Raw genomic sequence first — 16,174 nt, 5'->3', positions numbered from 1 at the left:
GTTTTACGGATGGGCCGGATGGGGTTGGTATGAGCGATCTGGGAGACTTCGGCGATTTCGACGCCGACGCCGGCTCCGAAGACGGCGCGTCGGCCGACGCAACCGACTCGTCGCCGTCGTCTTCGGGACCCACTGGACCGGCGAGTACGAGGTCGACGACCGAGGGGGGAACGGACGAGTTCGAAACGACGACCGTCGAACCGAGCGGCGAGGACGTCGGCATCGGAACGATCTGCGTCTCGCAGGGCCTGCGCGTCGCCGAGGACGGCGACGACACGACCCTCCGGGCGTACGTCACGCGGGGCAACCGCTCGTCGATCCGCATCGGGAGCTACCTGCTCGCGCCCTATCCCGACGGCGAGACGCTGTTCTGTCGGATCGTCGGCCTCGAGTACGCCCAGCAGTACCACGCCGACGACGCGACGGAGATCCACGCCCGGCGGGCGATGCGAACGGACGAGATCGACGAGTCCGACTACAAGTTCGTCGCCGAACTCGAGCCGGTCGCAGTCCTCTACGACGACGATGGAGAACTGAAACGACGGATGACCGACCGCGTGCCGAAACCACAGACGGTGATCCGACAGGCCGACGACACCGAGGAGATCAAAACCGGGTTGAAGATGCCCGACGACGGGGTCTTCCTGGGGCATCTCTCGGTCGGCGGCGAGAAGGTGCGGACGGCGGCCACCCCGCCGACCATCGATTACCGGCTGAAAGACGATTACGACGCGGGCGATCCGCTCGTCTTCCGTCACTCGCTGATCGCCGGCGGGACTGGGTCGGGGAAGACCCACGGTGCGAAGAACATCCTGCGCCAGTATCTCGCCGACGATCGGACGTATCCGATGGACGACGGCCGCGAGGTCAGCCCCGCCGTCGTCCAGTTCGATCCCCAGGACGAGTACGCCCAGATGCACGACGACAACCCCGACCTGGACGGGGAGTTCGCGCGCCGGCTGGAGCGCGAGGGCATCGCGTACGGCGGCCACGAGGACACGACCGCCTTCATCCCGAAAGTGGGGTCGGCGTCGTACGCCGCGGGGCACCATCGCGCGGAACAGATCGAGTTCACGATCCCGTTCTCGATGGTCCACGACAACCCGTGGCTAGTCGCCGGCAGCGGGCTGAACGACAACCAGTACGGCGCGCTCACGACCGTTCTCCTGCCGCGGTTCCGGAAGCAGTACGGTTCGGGAGGGACGTACGAGGAGTTCACGACGTTCCTCGACGACCCTGCCCTGCGCGAGGAACTCGACGAGTCCGGCCGAGTTCACGAGGCAACCTTCGACGCCGTTCGCCGGCGGGTGCTCGGTTTCGACCACGTCTTCGATCAGGACGCGCGCCCGATCACCGACCTCGTCCACGACTTCGTCCGCCCCGGCGGGTTGACCGTGGTGCCGACCTACCACATCAACGACAGTCGGGCGACCGAGGCCATCGTGCTCGCGGTCTCCTCGCTCGTTATCGACCAGAAGCTCTCGAACGATCCGGAATACGATCGGATCAAGGAGACGCCGCTCGTGCTGGGCATGGACGAGGCCCACAACTTCCTGACCGACGCCGACTCGGTCCAGGCCGGGAAGGTGATCACGAAGTTCACCGAGGCCGCCAAACAGGGCCGGAAAGAGCGCCTCGGCCTTTTCCTCATCACGCAGGATCCACAGGATATCCACGACGCCGTCTTCAAACAGATCAACACCACCGTCGTGCTCAACCTCGGCGACGAGGACGCCATCAAGAGCGTCAACATTCCGAGCAACCTCGAGTCGAAAGTCCCCTACATGGAGAAAGGGCAGATGGTCGTCTACTCGCCGGACAACTCCGAACCCGTGGAACTGATCGGGCTCCCGACGTGTCTGACCCGTCACGGCCGGGACTGACCGCGGCGACGAACGGGGACGACGGGAAAAACCGGCCGGCGGGTCACTCCTCGTCGGTTCGGATCAGTTCCCGAACGCGCTTTGGCGTGACCGGCAGTTCGTCGATCGACACGTCGTAGGGCTCGAGGGCGTCCTCGATCGCGGCCGCGATCGCCGGCGGCGCGCCCATCCGGCCGCCCTCGCCGCCGCCTTTGATCCCGTACTCGGTCCACGGCGACGGCGTCTCAACGTGGCCGACGGTGTAGTCGTCGGGGACGTCGTGGAAGGTCGGGAGGGGGTAGTCGTGGTAGTTGTCCGTCGGGAGCTGTCCGTCGGGCTGGTACTGGTATTCCTCGTAGAGCGCCGTCCCGATCCCCTGGGCCGTCCCGCCGGTGATGTGCCCCTTGAGGGTCTCCGGGTTCACGACGGTGCCACAGTCGTGAACGGCGGTGTAATCGAGGAATTCGATCTTGCCGGTTTCGACGTCGACCTCGATGACCGGGATGTGACACATGTGGCCCATGATCGGGTAGAACACCCCCATATCCTCGCGGTCCTCGTCGGGCATCGTCGTGTAGGGGTGATCGTAGGTGTGGTCGGCGGCCAGCCCGCTCCCGACGCCGTCGGGCATGTCGAGTTCGAAGGCGTGTGCCTGCATCGCGATCTCGGGGATGCCGACGCTCTTGTCGGGTGCACCCCGGACGCGGATCTCGCCGTCCTCGAGTTCCAGATCCTCCTGGGCCGCCTCGAGCATGTCCGCGGCGATGGTGAACATCTTCTCCTGGATCTGGCTGGTCGCGCCCTCGAGAGCACCGGAGACCATCACCGTGTACCGGCTGCCGCCCGGTCCGGTTCCCTTGAGCCCCGAGTCGGTATCGGCGTAGTTCACCTCGATGTTTTCGGGGTCCATCGCGAGTTCCTCGGCGACGATCTGCGTCGCGACGGTCTCCGGGCTGTTCCCCCAGAACGGCGAGTGGAGCGTGACGATCGCCTGGCCGGTCTCGTCGACCTTGACCGACGCGCTCTCGGGCGAACTGGTGATCGGGAAGTCGGGATCGTCGTTCCAGAACCAGAACTCGGTCGAACTGAAGACGCTGCGCTCCTGGCAGGTCACGACGCCGATCCCGATGTGGCGTCCGTCCTCGCGGGCCTCGGCCTGTTTCTCGCGCCACCCTTCGTAGTTCGCTAACTCGAGCGTCTCCTCGAGGACGGCCTCGTAGTCGCCGCTGTCGTACATGTTCCCGCTTGGGATCTTGTAGGGGAACTCCTCGGGCTGGATGAAGTTCTCGCGTCGGAGTTCCACGGGGTCCATCTCGAGTTCGTCCGCCGCCGCGTCGATGAGCCGCTCGAGGACGAAGTTCTGGACTTCCGAACCGAACCCTCGGTAGGCGCCTTGCTGGGATTTGTTGGTCGCGACGGCGGTTACGCTGTAGTCGAGACTCTCGATGGTGTAGGGGCCGGTCACCTGTGCCATGGCGTTCCCGTGGTGGCCGACCTCGAACTGGAAGTACGCGCCGTAGTCGTCGAGCACGTCGATGCGGAGCGCACGCATGGTGCCGTCGTCGTCCAGTGCGAGTTCCGCGGGTCGGTAGTACCGATCGCTGCCGTGGTTGTCACAGCTCGTGATGTTGTCGACCCGATCCTCGATGAACTTCACCGGTCGCCCGGCCTCGCGGGCCAGGGTCGCGGCGAGCGTCGACACCTTGTGGGCGAACAGCTTGCTCCCGAAACTCCCGCCGGCGATCTTGGGGACGATGTTGATCTTGTTCGTCGAAACCCCGAGCGTCGTGGCGATCAGCCATCCCATGTAGTTGTACATGGAGGTGTTGGCGTGGATGGTGAACTTGCCAGTCCCCTCGTCGTACTCGGCGACGGCACCGACGGTTTCCATGGGCTGACCGCCCGAACGGGGCCATCTGAGCTCCCGGCTGACGACGACGTCGGCGTCGTCGAACTCGTCGTCGGGATCGCCCGCAGTGAACGTGTTCTGCAGGTAGACGTTCGAGTCGTAGCCGTCCTCGCGGTCGGGATGGAGCACCTCGTCACCCTCCGACTCGAGGGCCTCCCGGGCGTCGGTGACGGCCGGGAGTTGCTCGTACTCGACGTCGATCCGCTCGAGGGCGTCCTCCGCGACGTAGCGGTCGTCGGCGACGACGGCGACGACGGCCTCGCCGACGTGACGGACGCGGTCTTTGGCGATGCAGTACTGTTCGACGGGCGGGCTCGAGAACGTCGGGAGCGGTCCGGTCTTCTCGGCGGCTTCCTCGCCGGTGAGGACGAGATCGACGCCGTCCAGTTGCTCGGCCTCGCTCGTGTCGATGTCCACGATTCGTGCGTGGGCGTGGGGGCTGCGGAGGACCGCTGCATGGCCCATATTGGCGAGTTGCACGTCGTCGATGTACTCGCCGCGACCGGTCAGCAGTCGTGGGTTTTCGACGCGGTCGATGTTCTTTCCGATGACCTCGAACTCGCCGTCCTCCGTTTCTCCCGCTGGCGGTTTGTTCCGTTTCTCGGCGACGTCGTCCGGCGTGCGGTCGGATTTACTCATCAGTCATCACCCGCGGTAGACAGCTCTTCTCCCTCCGCTTCGGCCGGTGCCTGGATCCGCTCGGCCGCCGCTTCGACCGACTCGATGATCGGCGCGTAGCCCGTACAGCGGCAGACGTTGGCGCCCAGTGCTTCCTTGATCGACTCCCGATCCGGATCGGGGTTCTCCTCGAGGAGTTCCTTCGTCGAGAGCAACATTCCGGGCGTACAGAAGCCACACTGGAGGCCGTGGTTCTCGTGGAACGCCTCCTGTATCGGATGCATGTCGTCGACGGTCCCGAGGCTCTCGACGGTCTCGATCTCGGCGCCGTCGGCCTGTACTGCGAACGTCAGACAGGAACGGACGGTCTCTCCGTCCATCAGTACGTTACACGTTCCACAGGCACCGTGTTCGCAGCCGACGTGGGTGCCGGTTAAACCGATGTCCTGCCTGATGAAATCGCTCAGCAGCCGCCGCGGTTCGACCTCGCGTTCGTACTCCTCTCCGTTGATCGTGATCGTAATCGATTCCGGTTCGATGGTATCGGATGTCGTGGATGGCATCGTGTAGTGGATGATCTCAGACTCGGTCGTGTGCCTGTTCGAGGGCTCGGTAGGTGAGCGCACCCACGAGCTCCCGCTTGTACCCGGGGTCGGCGTGAACCGTCGCGCTCGGGTGATCGGATTCGCCGACCTGGTTGACGCGCAGTTCCGCCGACTCCGCGGTTTCCTGTTCGGTAACTGAAACGTTCTCTCGAGCCGCCGATGCCGCCGCCTCGAAGCTATCGGGGCCGACCGGTTCGCCCTCGATCGCCGCTTCCGCGTCCTCGATACGCGTCGGGCTGGCGTCGACGCCGGCGTAGGCCAACCGGACGCTCCGGCACTCGCCGTCGGCAACCTCGAGCGTCGCTGCGACGCCGGCGATCGGCCAGTCCGAGTCGACGATCGCCTCCTCCTGGAAGCCGTAGCCGACGCCGTCTTCCTGCACCGGGACGCGGAGTTCGGTCAGCAGCTCGTCGGACTCGAGCGCCGTGTCCATCCCCCCGTGGAAGAAGTCCGCGGCGTCGATCACGCGCTCCCCGTCCCCGTTTCGGACGACGAGCGATCCCTCAAGAGCGGTGACGACGGCCGGCAGTTCGGATCGCGGATCGGCGTTCGCGAGGTTGCCGCCGATCGTTCCCCGATGCCGAGTCGGCTTGTGGCCGACGTACTGGAGCGCGTCGGCGAGGAGCGGACAGTGTTCCGTTACGTCCGAGTGGTCGCGGACGGCCGACTGACGGGTCATCGCACCGATCACGAGTTCGTCCCCCTCGCTGTGAACGTACTCGAGGTCGGCGACGTGGTTCAGATCGACGACGACGTCCGGCTTGGCGGTACGGTAGTTCATCCGCGGGATGAGGCTCTGTCCCCCCGCGAGAACCGTCGCCTCCTCGCCCTCACTCGCGAGGACGTCGACGGCGTCGTCGATCGTTTCGGGCCGTTGATAGTGGAATGCGGTGGGTTTCATGGCTGTGTCATGTGATAACCACAATCACGACCGCCCGTACCTTATCGGACGGCATAAAAGTGCCTGAAAAACCTAATATGGACATAATTATATTATCTAATATGTACGGTTTATCGTAACAGCATAGCTGAATGATAAACGCTGACGACGGAATTCGGCTATCGCGAGAGTGACGACTGATACCGGGAAAGACGGCCGCCCTCTCCCGATAGCTCGATTCGTATTAGTGTCAGTTAGATCGAATGGTTCCGGGGTTCCCCGATGTATGTAGTGATACATGACGGGTTTACTATCAAAACCAATCGTACATCGGCGTGCCGAATGGGGGCGCTGATCGATCTCACCCGCTTCTCGCACCGGCCGACGAACGACGGTGTTCGAGCCGGCGGTCGATTTCACCCCCGGCGTCGCTCACGTCGTCTCGAGCAGCGTCCGCTCGAAGAAGGTCCCGACGGTGGTCGCGATCTCGTCGCGGGCCCCTAGGAAGAAGTGATCGCCCGCCAGCGCAGTGGTCTCGTCGCCCCGGTCCCGCGCCCGTTCGACGATCGGTTCCCAGTCGACGGTCCCGTCGCGCTCGCCGTACAGGACGTGGACCGGCGATTCGATCCGCTCGAGTGCCTCGTGGGCGTCCAGATCGGCGTCGAGTCGCGCCGTCGGTGCGAGGACGGCGACCGCGTCGGGGTCGGTGTCCGCGGCCGCGAGCAGCGCCAGTGACGCGCCGAAACTGTAGCCGAAGACGCCGACCGGACGACTATCGGTCGACGCGTCGTCCCGCTCGCGAGCCCACTCGATGGCGTTGCGAACGTCCCGTCGTTCGCCGTCGCCCTCGTCCCACGGGCCGTAATCGAAGCGGAGACAGGCGATTCCGGACTCGCAAAGGGCCTCCGCGGCCGCGACGAGGCGCTGGTCGCTTCGCGAACCGCCCTGCTGTGGATGGGGCGGACAGGCGACGACGATCGCCCGCGGTTCGTCGGCCGGTTCCTCGAGTGTCCCGCGAACGTCGCGTTCGGCGGGGATCAGCACGTCCATGGTGGACGTTTCCGCCGGTCGGTAATCAAGGTCCGCCCCTGCAGGGAGCGAGACGAACGACGAGGGTAGGTCAAAAATGACGGAGGGCGATGCGTCAGCGGGGATGGGGACGACGAAGCGTGTGGAGAGCGTCGCGGATTCGAACGGGTTACTCGGCGTTCTCGACCTCGTAGTCGCTGTCCTCGATATCGATCGCCTCGCTATCGAGCCCCTCGATCACGACGAACGATCGCGTAACCGTCCGGTTCTCGAGGTCGACGGTCACTGAGACCGACGCCGTCTCGACTCCTGGGGGAGCCAGTTCCACGGTCACCGTCTCCGGCCCGTCGCCGGTCGCGGCCGTGACGGTCGCGTCCAGTTCGTCGGGATCGTCGAACTGACTCTGGATGGTGTAGCTCGCGGCGTCGTCGGCACGGACGATGTCCTCGATCAGGTCGCGGTCGGCATCGGTCACCAGGCCGGTTTCGTCGGTGAACTCGAGGCCGACGGGCTCGAGCGCCGGGAGACCGCGTTTCACCGTCACCGTCTCCGCCGCTGGATCGACCACCGCGACCGCGTTGGGGAGTCGGTCGTCCGTCGGCGTGACGCGGACGATCACCGTGTCGGCGGGAGTGAACTCGCCGGTTTCCTCGTCGAGTTCTCGATCCTGTGTCACGGTCATCTCGATCCGTTCGGGGTCGTCGAAGTACCGCCGAACGTCCTCGCTCGCCCAGACGAGTTCCGCGAACTCCTCGGGGTCGTGTTCCGAAAGCGACTCGCGGTGCTCGACCAGGGAAACGGTGACGTCGTCGAGTTCGACGCTCGTTTCCGTCTCGTTCGGAGTGGTGACTTCGACCGCGGTTCCGGCCACCGACTCGCTGATCGTGGCGTCGGCCGAAATCGTTTCGCTCGCGTTCCCGGTGAGGACGTAGGTTCCGTTCCCGTCGGTTTCGACGTCGACGGCAACGGACCCGCTGTCGCTCTCGTTTACCGTCAGTGCGCCGGAAACGGACCGGTTCTCGACGGATTCGGACGCGAGATCGACGTCGGCGTGGACCGTCGACGACTGTCCGTCGGACGCAGTGAGCGCGACGCTCACCCGGCCGCCCTCGCGGTCGACGACGGCAGCGTCGACCGTCTCCGGCTCCTCGAGCAGCGTCTTGATCTCCCACTCGATGTCGGGATCGTCCAGCAGGATCTGCGCGACCCGATCGCGCTCGTCGTCGGTCAATCGATGCTTGCCCTCACCGAATTCGACGTCGACGTCGTCGACCGAGTGGAAGCCATGCTCGAGGGCGGCCGTATCTTCGTCCAGATCGACCGTCACGAACGCGTAGGGAAGGCGTTCGTCGACGGGTGAGACCTGAACCCGAACCGTGTCGTCGGCGGGGACGAACTCGTCGTCGTCCTCGTCGTACGTCGTCGGTTCGGTGACCTCGAACTCCAGGCCGTCGGGGTCGTCGAAGTAGCTGCGCACGGCCTCGTCCTCCCAGACGAGGTGTGGGAGTCGGTCCGCCTCGCCGTCGGTCAGCGCGTCGAGGTCGCCGACTAGTTCGACGTTGGTATCGTCGAGCTGTTCGTCTCTTGAATCGTTCGTGCCCGTGTCGCCCGCAACGACGAGCAGACCCGTCGCGAGGGTCACGGTCGCCGCGAGTGCGAGCACGTAGATCGCGTACTTGTAGTCTTGTTTCATGGGGACCACGTTCGTGGACGGCGATCCGGACGACGCCATCGGCACCGAGAGGGTCTCGGCACCGGTCGCCCCGATCGCTCCACTCGACCGTTAGCAGAAAGCCCCTTTCAAACCCCGTTGGAAACGGGCGTGAAACGCGTTCGAAACGCGTTTCGGAGCCGTTCCAAACGCGTTTCATCCGTTTCGAACGGCGACGAATCGCAGTATTCATACGGTGGGCTGCGAGGGCAACGGAACGATGACCGCCGTCGATCCACCTCGAGTCGCGTTCGTCCTGTCGCTCGTCGTCCTCGGGATCAGCGTCGCCGCGTTCGCCAGCGTCGCCGGAGCCACATCGGTGCTGACGAGCGAGTCCGCCGGTGAGTTCGCGATCGACGACGGCTCGCTGACGTTCGCGGCGGGGGACGGGACGGAAACGACGATCATCGACGACGTGAGCGACCTCGAGCGGATCGAGATCACCCACGAGACTGGCGGGTTCGCCGTTACGACGGAGGCCCGCGACCCGCCGCGATTGAGCGAGGACCACCGGGAACTCGCGAAACGAACCGCGCTGACCAACGCGACGATCGCCGATCGGCTCGAGACGACCGGCGGTGCGACGGTCACTGTGGTCCCGATCAGTGCGGGAACGCTCCCTCGAGAACGGGCCGAACTAGCCGGAATCGACCGCGACGACGGGGCCCGAATACGGACCGGGTCCGTCGACGAACCCGCCTTCGAGACGCACTCGAAGGGCCCCGACCGAGTGATCATGCGCTCGCAGAACACGTCGGCGATCCGTGAGGATCGCGCACTCGTGATCGTCGAACCCGTGGGCGAACCCGTGGAATACCGGACCGTGATCGATCTCGAGTCCGAAACCGTCGAACGACTGCTCCGTCTGGAGTTCGTCGCGGGATGAGACGGACTGCTGTCCGTCAGTGACGGTGTAACCACGAACTGCCTTGCGGTGACACCGGTCCATCGGTCCAGGAGACCGTATGAATCGGCGGCTGCGACGTGCCCGTCCGTGCCGGTGCGTCAGACTCGGCCGTCTCGAGAACCGCCCGTATCCGGACACAGAACGGCTCAACGGCACCCACGACGACAAATCGATGATACTTAGGGGTGGAACGAACGTGGTTGAGCCATGGTCCTCCGAGTCCTCCAGGATACTCGGCTCGTCACGGCGACCGTCCTCGTCGCGTCGACGGTCGTCCTCGCCGGACAGATACTGAACCCGCCCCGGATCGTGGTCGCGGCCAGCGGTGCTGGTGCTGACGTGACCGCGGTCGGCAGCTACTTCACCTATCGAGAAATCGGCGTCGTCGCCGTCGCCGCGTGTCTCTGCGGCGCGAGCGCGGCGGTCCTGTTGCTCCAGCACCGATCGAGTTCGGCCCCCGAGCCGGGGCAGTCACGCGCCACGACCGACGGTCGTTCGACGCTCCAGCGGAGCGACGACCTGCTCGAGGCGCGTCGACGGGAGTGGGAGGAAACGACCGACGAGCTGGCGGACACCGAACGCGTCATCTACGAGACCGTTCTCGACGCCGACGGCGTTCGGGCCCAGCGCGACATCGTCGACGAGACCGACCTGTCGAAAGCGACCGTGAGCAGAACGCTCGATACGCTCGAGAGCAAAGGGCTCGTCGAACGGAAACGACGGGGCACCGGCAACGTCGTCATGCTCCTCTGATACGGTCTCCTGTCCGTCAGTGCCGGTGGGACCGGGTCTGCCCTGCGGTCACACCGGGACATCGGGACAGCAAACCGTCTGAGCGGCGGAGACGAGTCGTCTCGGTTCCCGGACTCTACGGACGTGGAATCGGAATCGACTGTTGCCGAAGTGATGTTTTTAAGGCCGGGGAGCGATACGTAGCGAATATGGGCATCCTCTCTCGGGCCTCCTACGTCATTCGATCGAAGCTCAACTCGGTGCTCAACCGGGCGGAAGATCCGACCGAAACGCTGGACTACTCCTACGAACAGATGCGCGACCAGCTCCAGCAGGTCAAACGCGGCATCGCCGATCTCACGACGCAGAAAAAGCGCCTCGAGATGCAGAAACGCCGCCTCGAGGAGAACGTCGAGAAACACAACGAGCAGGCCCGCACCGCGGTCGAGCAGGACCGAGAAGACCTGGCGCGACGTGCCTTGGAGAAGAAGAAGACGAAAATGAACCAGATCGAGGATCTGGAACGCCAGATTTCGGACCTGCAGGGCCAACAGGACCGGCTGATCGAACAGAAGAACGAACTCCAGAGCCGCATCGAGGAGTTCCGGACGAAAAAGGAGACGATGAAAGCACGCCACGAGGCCGCAAAAGCCAGCTCCACGGTTTCGGAGGCCATGACGGCTACCGGCGAGGAGTTCGAGGACGTGGGCCGGGCCATCGAGCGCGCCGAAGAACAGACCGAAGATATGGAGGCCCGCGCCGCCGCAATGGACGAACTCCACGAATCGGGCGCGTTCGAGGACGTCATGTCCGACAAGGACAACATCGACCGCGAACTCGAGCAGCTCTCGACCGACAGCGGCGTCGAAGCCGAACTCGAGACGCTCAAATCCGACGTCGGCGGGGAGGAGACGTCGACGGCGGACTCCGAGACCGAGGCCGATGCCGCGGCCGAGGTCGACGACGAGGAACTCACGGAGCTCGAAAACCAGGACCAGGAGGATGTCGAGGCCGAACTCGCGGAGCTACAGGACGAAGAGAACGCGTAGCGTCGACGCTCCCCCGTTCCGGTCTCCCTTCCCGCTCGAACCGATCGCAGGATCCGAGTAGTGGGGCTGCGCTTCGGTGTCGGTCAGCGACGCCGAGCAGTGTGGCAGCGTGACGGACACTCCTCGATGACGGCGTCCGTTTGTGGGTTGGAGAGAAACTGTTACCACCGTTCACGTTCAAGGAAACGGTATGAGCGACGATTCTCCGTTCGAATCAATTTCACTGACAAATCAGCTCGTCCTGTTGAGCGTCGCCGACCTCGCCCGCGAAGACGAGACGCCGATCCAGACACACGAGCTTCGACAGCACTGCCGGCAACAGCTCTCCGAGATCGACACCGAACCCGTCGGCACGCTCTCGGAAGCGGACGTCATCCGGTCGCTGTACCGACTCGAGGACGTCGGCCTGGTCGACGAGGTCGACCCGACGGAAACGTCACCGACCGGGAAGGGACGACCGGTGTACACGCTCGCCGTGAGCATCGATGCCGTCTACGATGCGGTTTCCGACGAACTGCGATCGAATTGACCGTTTCGAGCATCGACCACGGTGAGGGAACGCGGTCAGGACGGCACTCAGCCGGTAAACGTCGACAGTCGAACCGCGGTCCCGTCCCGCAACGAACGTCGGATTCGAACGCGATCCCAGCCCAGGGGCGAGAGAACGCTCTCACAGGCGCGGACGAGCAGCGTCGCGTAGTAGTCCGCGTCGTACGTCCGTGGCTCCTCGAGCGCGAGTCTGACCCGCTCGGAGCCACGCGCGTCGTCGTCGACGACGACGTACTCGACCGATTGTCCGGGGTGGCGGTCGATCCCGCGGCGCTCGTATCGCTGGAGCGCCGCCACGGTGTGGGTCCGCTGGCTGTAGTCCCCGAGTGATTTCGAGACCCGTTTCGTGACGGCGAGATCGATCGGATCGACCGTCCCCTCGCGAAGTTCGCTCAGCCGTCGGCCGAGGCTGTCACAGACTGCCTCGGGGTCGCGTTCGCGATCGAACGTCTCGACGAACGCCCGTTGACTCTCCGCGACGAACGCGGGCGCGCTCCGCTGGCGCACTTCGAGTCCCCGATACGTGTACTCGCCGCTCGTCCGCTTGCCGAAGTACTTCGTGAGTGCGCCCGCCGTTGTGGTCCCGCGTGCCGGGTTGGGTCCGCCCGCTGTCGCGGTACCGTCCGTCGAAGCCCCGCCAGCGCCGGCACCCCTGATGGAGTCGCGCAGCGGCACGAAACACACCCACTCGTAGCTTCCGTCGTGCTCGAGGGGAATCCCGACTTGCGCGGACACCTCGCCGATCACGTCCGCGAGGGGCTCCGGCGCGTCGACTCGGGGCGTCACCCAGAGGCTGTCGACGATGCCGTGGACGATCCGCCAGTCCGCGTCCTCGAGTCGCCGCTTCGCCTCGAGTGCGATCTCGCGGGCGTAGGCGTTGATCGCCTCGTGGCACTCGATCCGGCCGAACTTGGCGTTGCGATAGCCCTGGTAGCCAAAGCAGGCGACGAGGACCCACTTGATCGCACCCGATTCGGCGCGGAGCCGGGCGGCCGTCGCCTCGTCGGGACCCTCCGCGAGCCGTCCCTTGATCTCGGCCCGATCCGCGATGAGCGGGTCGAGAACGGCGGGGAGAAAGCCGTCGGTCTCGCAGATCTCGTAGCCGAGTTCGGGGACGCGATGGCTGTCGACGCCGTCGGCGCGTGCGTCGTCCCCGCAGTTACAGTCGACCGTCTCGGGACTCACGTTGTGCTCGCGGATGATCCGCGGGTACAGCGACGCGAAGTCGATCTCGTGGACGGTTTCGTGGAAGCCGACCTCGGGAGCGAAGGTGAACCCGCCGCGATCGGCCGCGTGTAACGTCTCGACGTCGGTGAACCGTTCGGGTTCCCACGCGTTCCACGGGGCGAGTACGCCCTTCTCGCGGCGGGCCAGCCGGATCTGTCTCGCGGTCAACAGCGTTCCGATGCTCCCCCACGCCGCCTCCTGTAGCGGGCGACCGGTCCGCTCGACCATGTATCGAATCCCCGCCAGTCCCGACTGGTGCCAGAGGAAGCTGTTCGAGGCGTCGACGATCGCTCGCCCCGGGACCTGGTACCGCGCCGGCGAGTGTCCGACTCGCCCGTAGCTCGCGTACGTGTTTTCGCTCGCCAGCCGTGTCCACCCCGGACGCCGCCCGAGGGAAACGCCATCGACCCCCAGCACCTCGGCTCGGCGCTCGAGCAGCGGTATCAGCTCCGCGTTGCTCACGACGAGTGCGTCGGGATTCCGTCGCTCGAGGCGTCGCCGGAGCGTCCGGAGCGTTCGTCGTTCGCCGCCGTCGACGCGGTCGTCCGCGAGTTCGAGCGCCGAAACGTCGCCGTCGGCCAGCGCAGCGTCGTCGAGCGCGAGTCGGAGCGTCCGCAGGTCGCGGGCCGGCGTCGGATCGAGGTCCCGATCGAGGCAGTACCGAAACCCCGGCTCGAGGTCGACGTCGAACAGCCGGAACGTTCCGGGCGCGTGGGTCTCGCGCTCGTAGACGCCGCGGATTTCGCGGGCCAGCGGCCGAATTTCGGCGACCCGCTCGAGGGTGACGCGCAGGACGTGACGCCGCTTCCCGGCGTGAGCGTCGTGGAGGCTCGTCGCCCACCGCTCGCGCTCCGTCGCGACGACCTTTGGGTCACTGGAGAGGCGATCGTTCAGGTCCGCGAGCGCGGCGTCGGGGCCCCCGACGAACAGCGACGGGGTGTAGTCCGCGACGGTCGTCGGCTCGGCACCCGCCTCGGTCAGCGTCCACTCGCGAACGTCGCCGCCCTCGAATTCGAACGTGTAGGGACTCATTCGTCGTCCTCGGTCGCGTCGGGCTGGCTCACTGGACTCACAGTCGCGTCGTCAGGGCTCACGGCGTCCTCGACGCGGCCCCCGCTCGCCGCGTTCTCGCGTGCGGCGAGTTCCGTCCGCAATCGCCGCAGTTCGACCTCGTGAGTGAGCAGCAACGACAGCAGGAACGCCCGTTCGGGTGCCGGCGGGTTGGCGTAGCCCGCCGCGTCGGCGAAGTCGCGAGCGCGATCGAACAGCCGATCGAAGTCCGACTGGTACTCCCGGCGCAGCGCCCGGCGCATCGGCCTCCAGTCGGACTCTATTCGTCCGATCGCGTCGCGGTAGGTCGGGTTCGTTCGCCCCATCAGCCGCTCACCTCGAGCAGCCCGCGATCGTGGGCGGCGACGACGGGATCGAACGCGTCGACGGCCCCACAGAGCTCGACCCAGTAGGGGATCGTCGTCTGCCACTGGGTGCCGTGCCAGTACCCCGCCGTCGCGCCCGTCGCTTCCCCTTCGTCCACACGCTCGAGCCGGAGTCCCTCGCGCGTGCGAACGCAGTCGACCGTGGTGTCGGCGTACTCGGCGACCGGTCCGGAAGCAGCGGTCGCGTCGTCGGCGCTGCCGTCCTCGCCACCGCTGTCGGCGCTCGTCACGAGGACCGGACAATCGAGTACCGCACCCAGCTCCGAGAGGATCTCGAGGGTCGCAGCCAGCAACGGCTCGCGCTCCCACGCCGCGAGGTCGTCGTCCCGGTAGGGGGCGGCGACGTTGGGTGCGACGAGCAGCGCCGTTCCCGGCTCCGCCCGTCTGGCGATGTCGCGCACCAGCGAATGGTGTTGGTACGCCGTAAACGCCCGCGCAACCTGCAGGTTCTCGAGGACGCGAGGGCTCGAGGCGCAGTCGTACAGCGCGTGGGCCGATGCGGCCGAGCGCGCGTCGATCCAGTAGGCCGACCCGCCGGCAGCGTCCGCGGCCAGTCGCTCACAGACCAGCCGGTGGACGATCTCCGATCGCGGCGAGGGAACGTTCAGCAGCGTCGTTCCGGGCTCGAGGTCGAACTGATGCATACACGAGTCCTCGAGCGAGCAATGCATAAGCGACGGAGCCCGCGTTCCAACAGTTCCGATGGGGGCTCGACCATCGAAACCGTCGGCTATCGGGTCGCTCGAGCGCGGTTTGGATTTCCGTTTCCGCTTCCGAAAGTCGACCGCGTCGCTACGCCGTGGGCCGGACCCGAACCGCGATCCCGTCCGAATCTTCGAGTTCGATGCCGCCCTCGAACTCCGCGATCACGGTAGCCTCGTCGGCCGCCCGCTCCCGGATCGCATCGACCGCCTCGGCATCCGGAACGAGCAGTTCGAACCACCCCAGCCCCAGTCCGTCCGTCGGCGTGGATCGCTCGTTCCAGCGGTTCACGCCGACGTGGTGGTGGTAGCCCCCCGTCGCGAAAAAGAGCGATCCCGGCGCGTAGGACATGGAGACGTCGAACCCCACCGTCTCCGCGTAAAAGGAGCGGGCCGCTTCGAGCGAGGATACCTCGAGGTGGACGTGGCCGACGGTCGTTCCGTCGGGTGCCAGTTGCGACCCGTTCCCCGTCGTGGCATCGTCGGCCGCGGCCGCGAGGGCGGCGAGATCCAGCGGGCCGCCGGTCGCCCGGAGCGTTCCGTCGTCGGCGCGCGGCCACGCGTCTCGGGGCCGGTCGCGATATAGTTCGACGCCGTTTCCCTCGGGATCGGTACAGTAGAGGGCCTCGCTGACGCCGTGGTCGGAGGCTCCCTCGAGCGTCCAGCAGTCGCGAATCCGCTCGAGGGCGGCCCCAAGCGCCGGCCGCGAGGGGAGTCTGAAGGCGTTGTGGTAGAGTCCGGCTTCCCGATCGCCGCGTGGCTCGGTGTCCGGAGCGGCTTCCAGAACGAGCAACGGCGTCCCATCGACGCCGAGCGTCGCCCCGATCTCGGTTCGGGTGGCGACGCTGAGGCCGACGACGTCGCGGTAGAACTCGATCATCGGCCCGGTGTCGGCGACGCGAAGCGCAGTCCGACCGAGACGGGTCCCAGCCGGGAGCGTCGGAGATCGGCTCATGCGT

At 66.0% G+C, this 16,174-nt stretch carries 14 protein-coding genes; 5 read left to right on the top strand and 9 right to left on the bottom strand.

What is annotated here, in order from left to right:
* Positions 1-29: 29 nt before the first annotated feature.
* The gene (locus tag CP557_RS05520) at positions 30-1,883 is read left to right on the top strand and encodes an ATP-binding protein (RefSeq protein ID WP_097378990.1); all 1,854 of its coding nucleotides are present in this window, start codon (positions 30-32) and stop codon (positions 1,881-1,883) included.
* 43 nt (positions 1,884-1,926) lie between these two features.
* Here the strand turns inward: CP557_RS05520 and CP557_RS05515 are convergent, their stop codons facing one another.
* The 5 genes from CP557_RS05515 to CP557_RS05495 form a co-directional block, all read right to left on the bottom strand.
* On the bottom strand, positions 1,927-4,410 hold the full coding sequence (locus tag CP557_RS05515) for a xanthine dehydrogenase family protein molybdopterin-binding subunit (RefSeq protein ID WP_097378989.1): 2,484 nt from the start codon (positions 4,408-4,410) through the stop codon (positions 1,927-1,929).
* Positions 4,410-4,952, bottom strand: a complete 543-nt coding sequence (locus CP557_RS05510) for a (2Fe-2S)-binding protein (RefSeq protein WP_097378988.1) — start codon at positions 4,950-4,952, stop codon at positions 4,410-4,412. The genes CP557_RS05515 and CP557_RS05510 overlap by 1 nt, the downstream gene beginning before the upstream one ends.
* 16 nt (positions 4,953-4,968) lie before the next feature.
* A complete protein-coding gene (locus tag CP557_RS05505) occupies positions 4,969-5,895 on the bottom strand; it encodes an FAD binding domain-containing protein (RefSeq protein ID WP_097378987.1) in 927 nt (308 codons plus the stop codon).
* Positions 5,896-6,306: 411 nt separating this feature from the next.
* Positions 6,307-6,924 carry an alpha/beta hydrolase gene (locus tag CP557_RS05500; RefSeq protein WP_097378986.1) on the bottom strand — a complete coding sequence of 206 codons (618 nt, stop codon included), beginning with the start codon at positions 6,922-6,924 and terminating at the stop codon, positions 6,307-6,309.
* Positions 6,925-7,072: 148 nt separating this feature from the next.
* Positions 7,073-8,596 carry a hypothetical protein gene (locus CP557_RS05495; protein WP_097378985.1) on the bottom strand — a complete coding sequence of 508 codons (1,524 nt, stop codon included), beginning with the start codon at positions 8,594-8,596 and terminating at the stop codon, positions 7,073-7,075.
* A gap of 238 nt (positions 8,597-8,834) precedes the next feature.
* On the opposite strand from CP557_RS05495, the gene CP557_RS05490 reads away from it, so the two are divergent.
* The 4 genes from CP557_RS05490 (at position 8,835) to CP557_RS05475 (ending at position 11,831) form a co-directional block, all read left to right on the top strand.
* Entirely contained in the window at positions 8,835-9,500 is a 666-nt protein-coding gene (locus CP557_RS05490; RefSeq protein ID WP_097381539.1) for a hypothetical protein, read from the top strand.
* Positions 9,501-9,728: 228 nt separating this feature from the next.
* Positions 9,729-10,274: a helix-turn-helix transcriptional regulator gene (locus tag CP557_RS05485; RefSeq protein WP_097378984.1), complete on the top strand. Its 546-nt coding sequence runs from the start codon at positions 9,729-9,731 to the stop codon at positions 10,272-10,274.
* Between the two features lie 188 nt (positions 10,275-10,462).
* Positions 10,463-11,302 (top strand): PspA/IM30 family protein, encoded by an 840-nt coding sequence (locus tag CP557_RS05480; RefSeq protein WP_097378983.1) that lies wholly within the window; start codon positions 10,463-10,465, stop codon positions 11,300-11,302.
* A 190-nt stretch (positions 11,303-11,492) separates the two neighbouring features.
* Positions 11,493-11,831, top strand: a complete 339-nt coding sequence (locus tag CP557_RS05475; protein WP_097378982.1) for a hypothetical protein — start codon at positions 11,493-11,495, stop codon at positions 11,829-11,831.
* 47 nt (positions 11,832-11,878) lie between these two features.
* On the opposite strand, the gene CP557_RS05470 is transcribed toward CP557_RS05475, so the two are convergent.
* The 4 genes from CP557_RS05470 to CP557_RS05455 form a co-directional block, all read right to left on the bottom strand.
* The gene (locus CP557_RS05470) at positions 11,879-14,110 is read right to left on the bottom strand and encodes a DNA polymerase domain-containing protein (RefSeq protein ID WP_097378981.1); all 2,232 of its coding nucleotides are present in this window, start codon (positions 14,108-14,110) and stop codon (positions 11,879-11,881) included.
* Positions 14,107-14,454 (bottom strand): hypothetical protein, encoded by a 348-nt coding sequence (locus CP557_RS22950; RefSeq protein WP_245852913.1) that lies wholly within the window; start codon positions 14,452-14,454, stop codon positions 14,107-14,109. The genes CP557_RS05470 and CP557_RS22950 overlap by 4 nt, the downstream gene beginning before the upstream one ends.
* Positions 14,454-15,158 carry a P-loop NTPase family protein gene (locus CP557_RS05460; RefSeq protein WP_097378980.1) on the bottom strand — a complete coding sequence of 235 codons (705 nt, stop codon included), beginning with the start codon at positions 15,156-15,158 and terminating at the stop codon, positions 14,454-14,456. Before CP557_RS05460 ends, CP557_RS22950 begins: the two co-directional genes overlap by 1 nt.
* 148 nt (positions 15,159-15,306) lie before the next feature.
* Positions 15,307-16,170, bottom strand: a complete 864-nt coding sequence (locus CP557_RS05455) for a VOC family protein (protein WP_097378979.1) — start codon at positions 16,168-16,170, stop codon at positions 15,307-15,309.
* Positions 16,171-16,174 lie beyond the last annotated feature (4 nt).

It is taken from the genome of Natrinema ejinorense, assembly GCF_002494345.1.
Lineage (GTDB): Archaea > Halobacteriota > Halobacteria > Halobacteriales > Natrialbaceae > Natrinema > Natrinema longum.
This window is presented reverse-complemented; position numbering and strand designations above follow the sequence as displayed.

Excerpts from the sequence above, each read along its gene's own strand:
- CP557_RS05520 (WP_097378990.1), top strand. The coding sequence starts at position 30 with ATGAGCGATCTGGGAGACTTCGGCGATTTCGACGCCGACGCCGGCTCC.
- CP557_RS05515 (WP_097378989.1), bottom strand. The coding sequence starts at position 4,410 with ATGAGTAAATCCGACCGCACGCCGGACGACGTCGCCGAGAAACGGAAC.
- CP557_RS05510 (WP_097378988.1), bottom strand. The coding sequence starts at position 4,952 with ATGCCATCCACGACATCCGATACCATCGAACCGGAATCGATTACGATC.
- CP557_RS05505 (WP_097378987.1), bottom strand. The coding sequence starts at position 5,895 with ATGAAACCCACCGCATTCCACTATCAACGGCCCGAAACGATCGACGAC.
- CP557_RS05500 (WP_097378986.1), bottom strand. The coding sequence starts at position 6,924 with ATGGACGTGCTGATCCCCGCCGAACGCGACGTTCGCGGGACACTCGAG.
- CP557_RS05495 (WP_097378985.1), bottom strand. The coding sequence starts at position 8,596 with ATGAAACAAGACTACAAGTACGCGATCTACGTGCTCGCACTCGCGGCG.
- CP557_RS05490 (WP_097381539.1), top strand. The coding sequence starts at position 8,835 with ATGACCGCCGTCGATCCACCTCGAGTCGCGTTCGTCCTGTCGCTCGTC.
- CP557_RS05485 (WP_097378984.1), top strand. The coding sequence starts at position 9,729 with ATGGTCCTCCGAGTCCTCCAGGATACTCGGCTCGTCACGGCGACCGTC.
- CP557_RS05480 (WP_097378983.1), top strand. The coding sequence starts at position 10,463 with ATGGGCATCCTCTCTCGGGCCTCCTACGTCATTCGATCGAAGCTCAAC.
- CP557_RS05475 (WP_097378982.1), top strand. The coding sequence starts at position 11,493 with ATGAGCGACGATTCTCCGTTCGAATCAATTTCACTGACAAATCAGCTC.
- CP557_RS05470 (WP_097378981.1), bottom strand. The coding sequence starts at position 14,110 with ATGAGTCCCTACACGTTCGAATTCGAGGGCGGCGACGTTCGCGAGTGG.
- CP557_RS22950 (WP_245852913.1), bottom strand. The coding sequence starts at position 14,454 with ATGGGGCGAACGAACCCGACCTACCGCGACGCGATCGGACGAATAGAG.
- CP557_RS05460 (WP_097378980.1), bottom strand. The coding sequence starts at position 15,158 with ATGCATCAGTTCGACCTCGAGCCCGGAACGACGCTGCTGAACGTTCCC.
- CP557_RS05455 (WP_097378979.1), bottom strand. The coding sequence starts at position 16,170 with ATGAGCCGATCTCCGACGCTCCCGGCTGGGACCCGTCTCGGTCGGACT.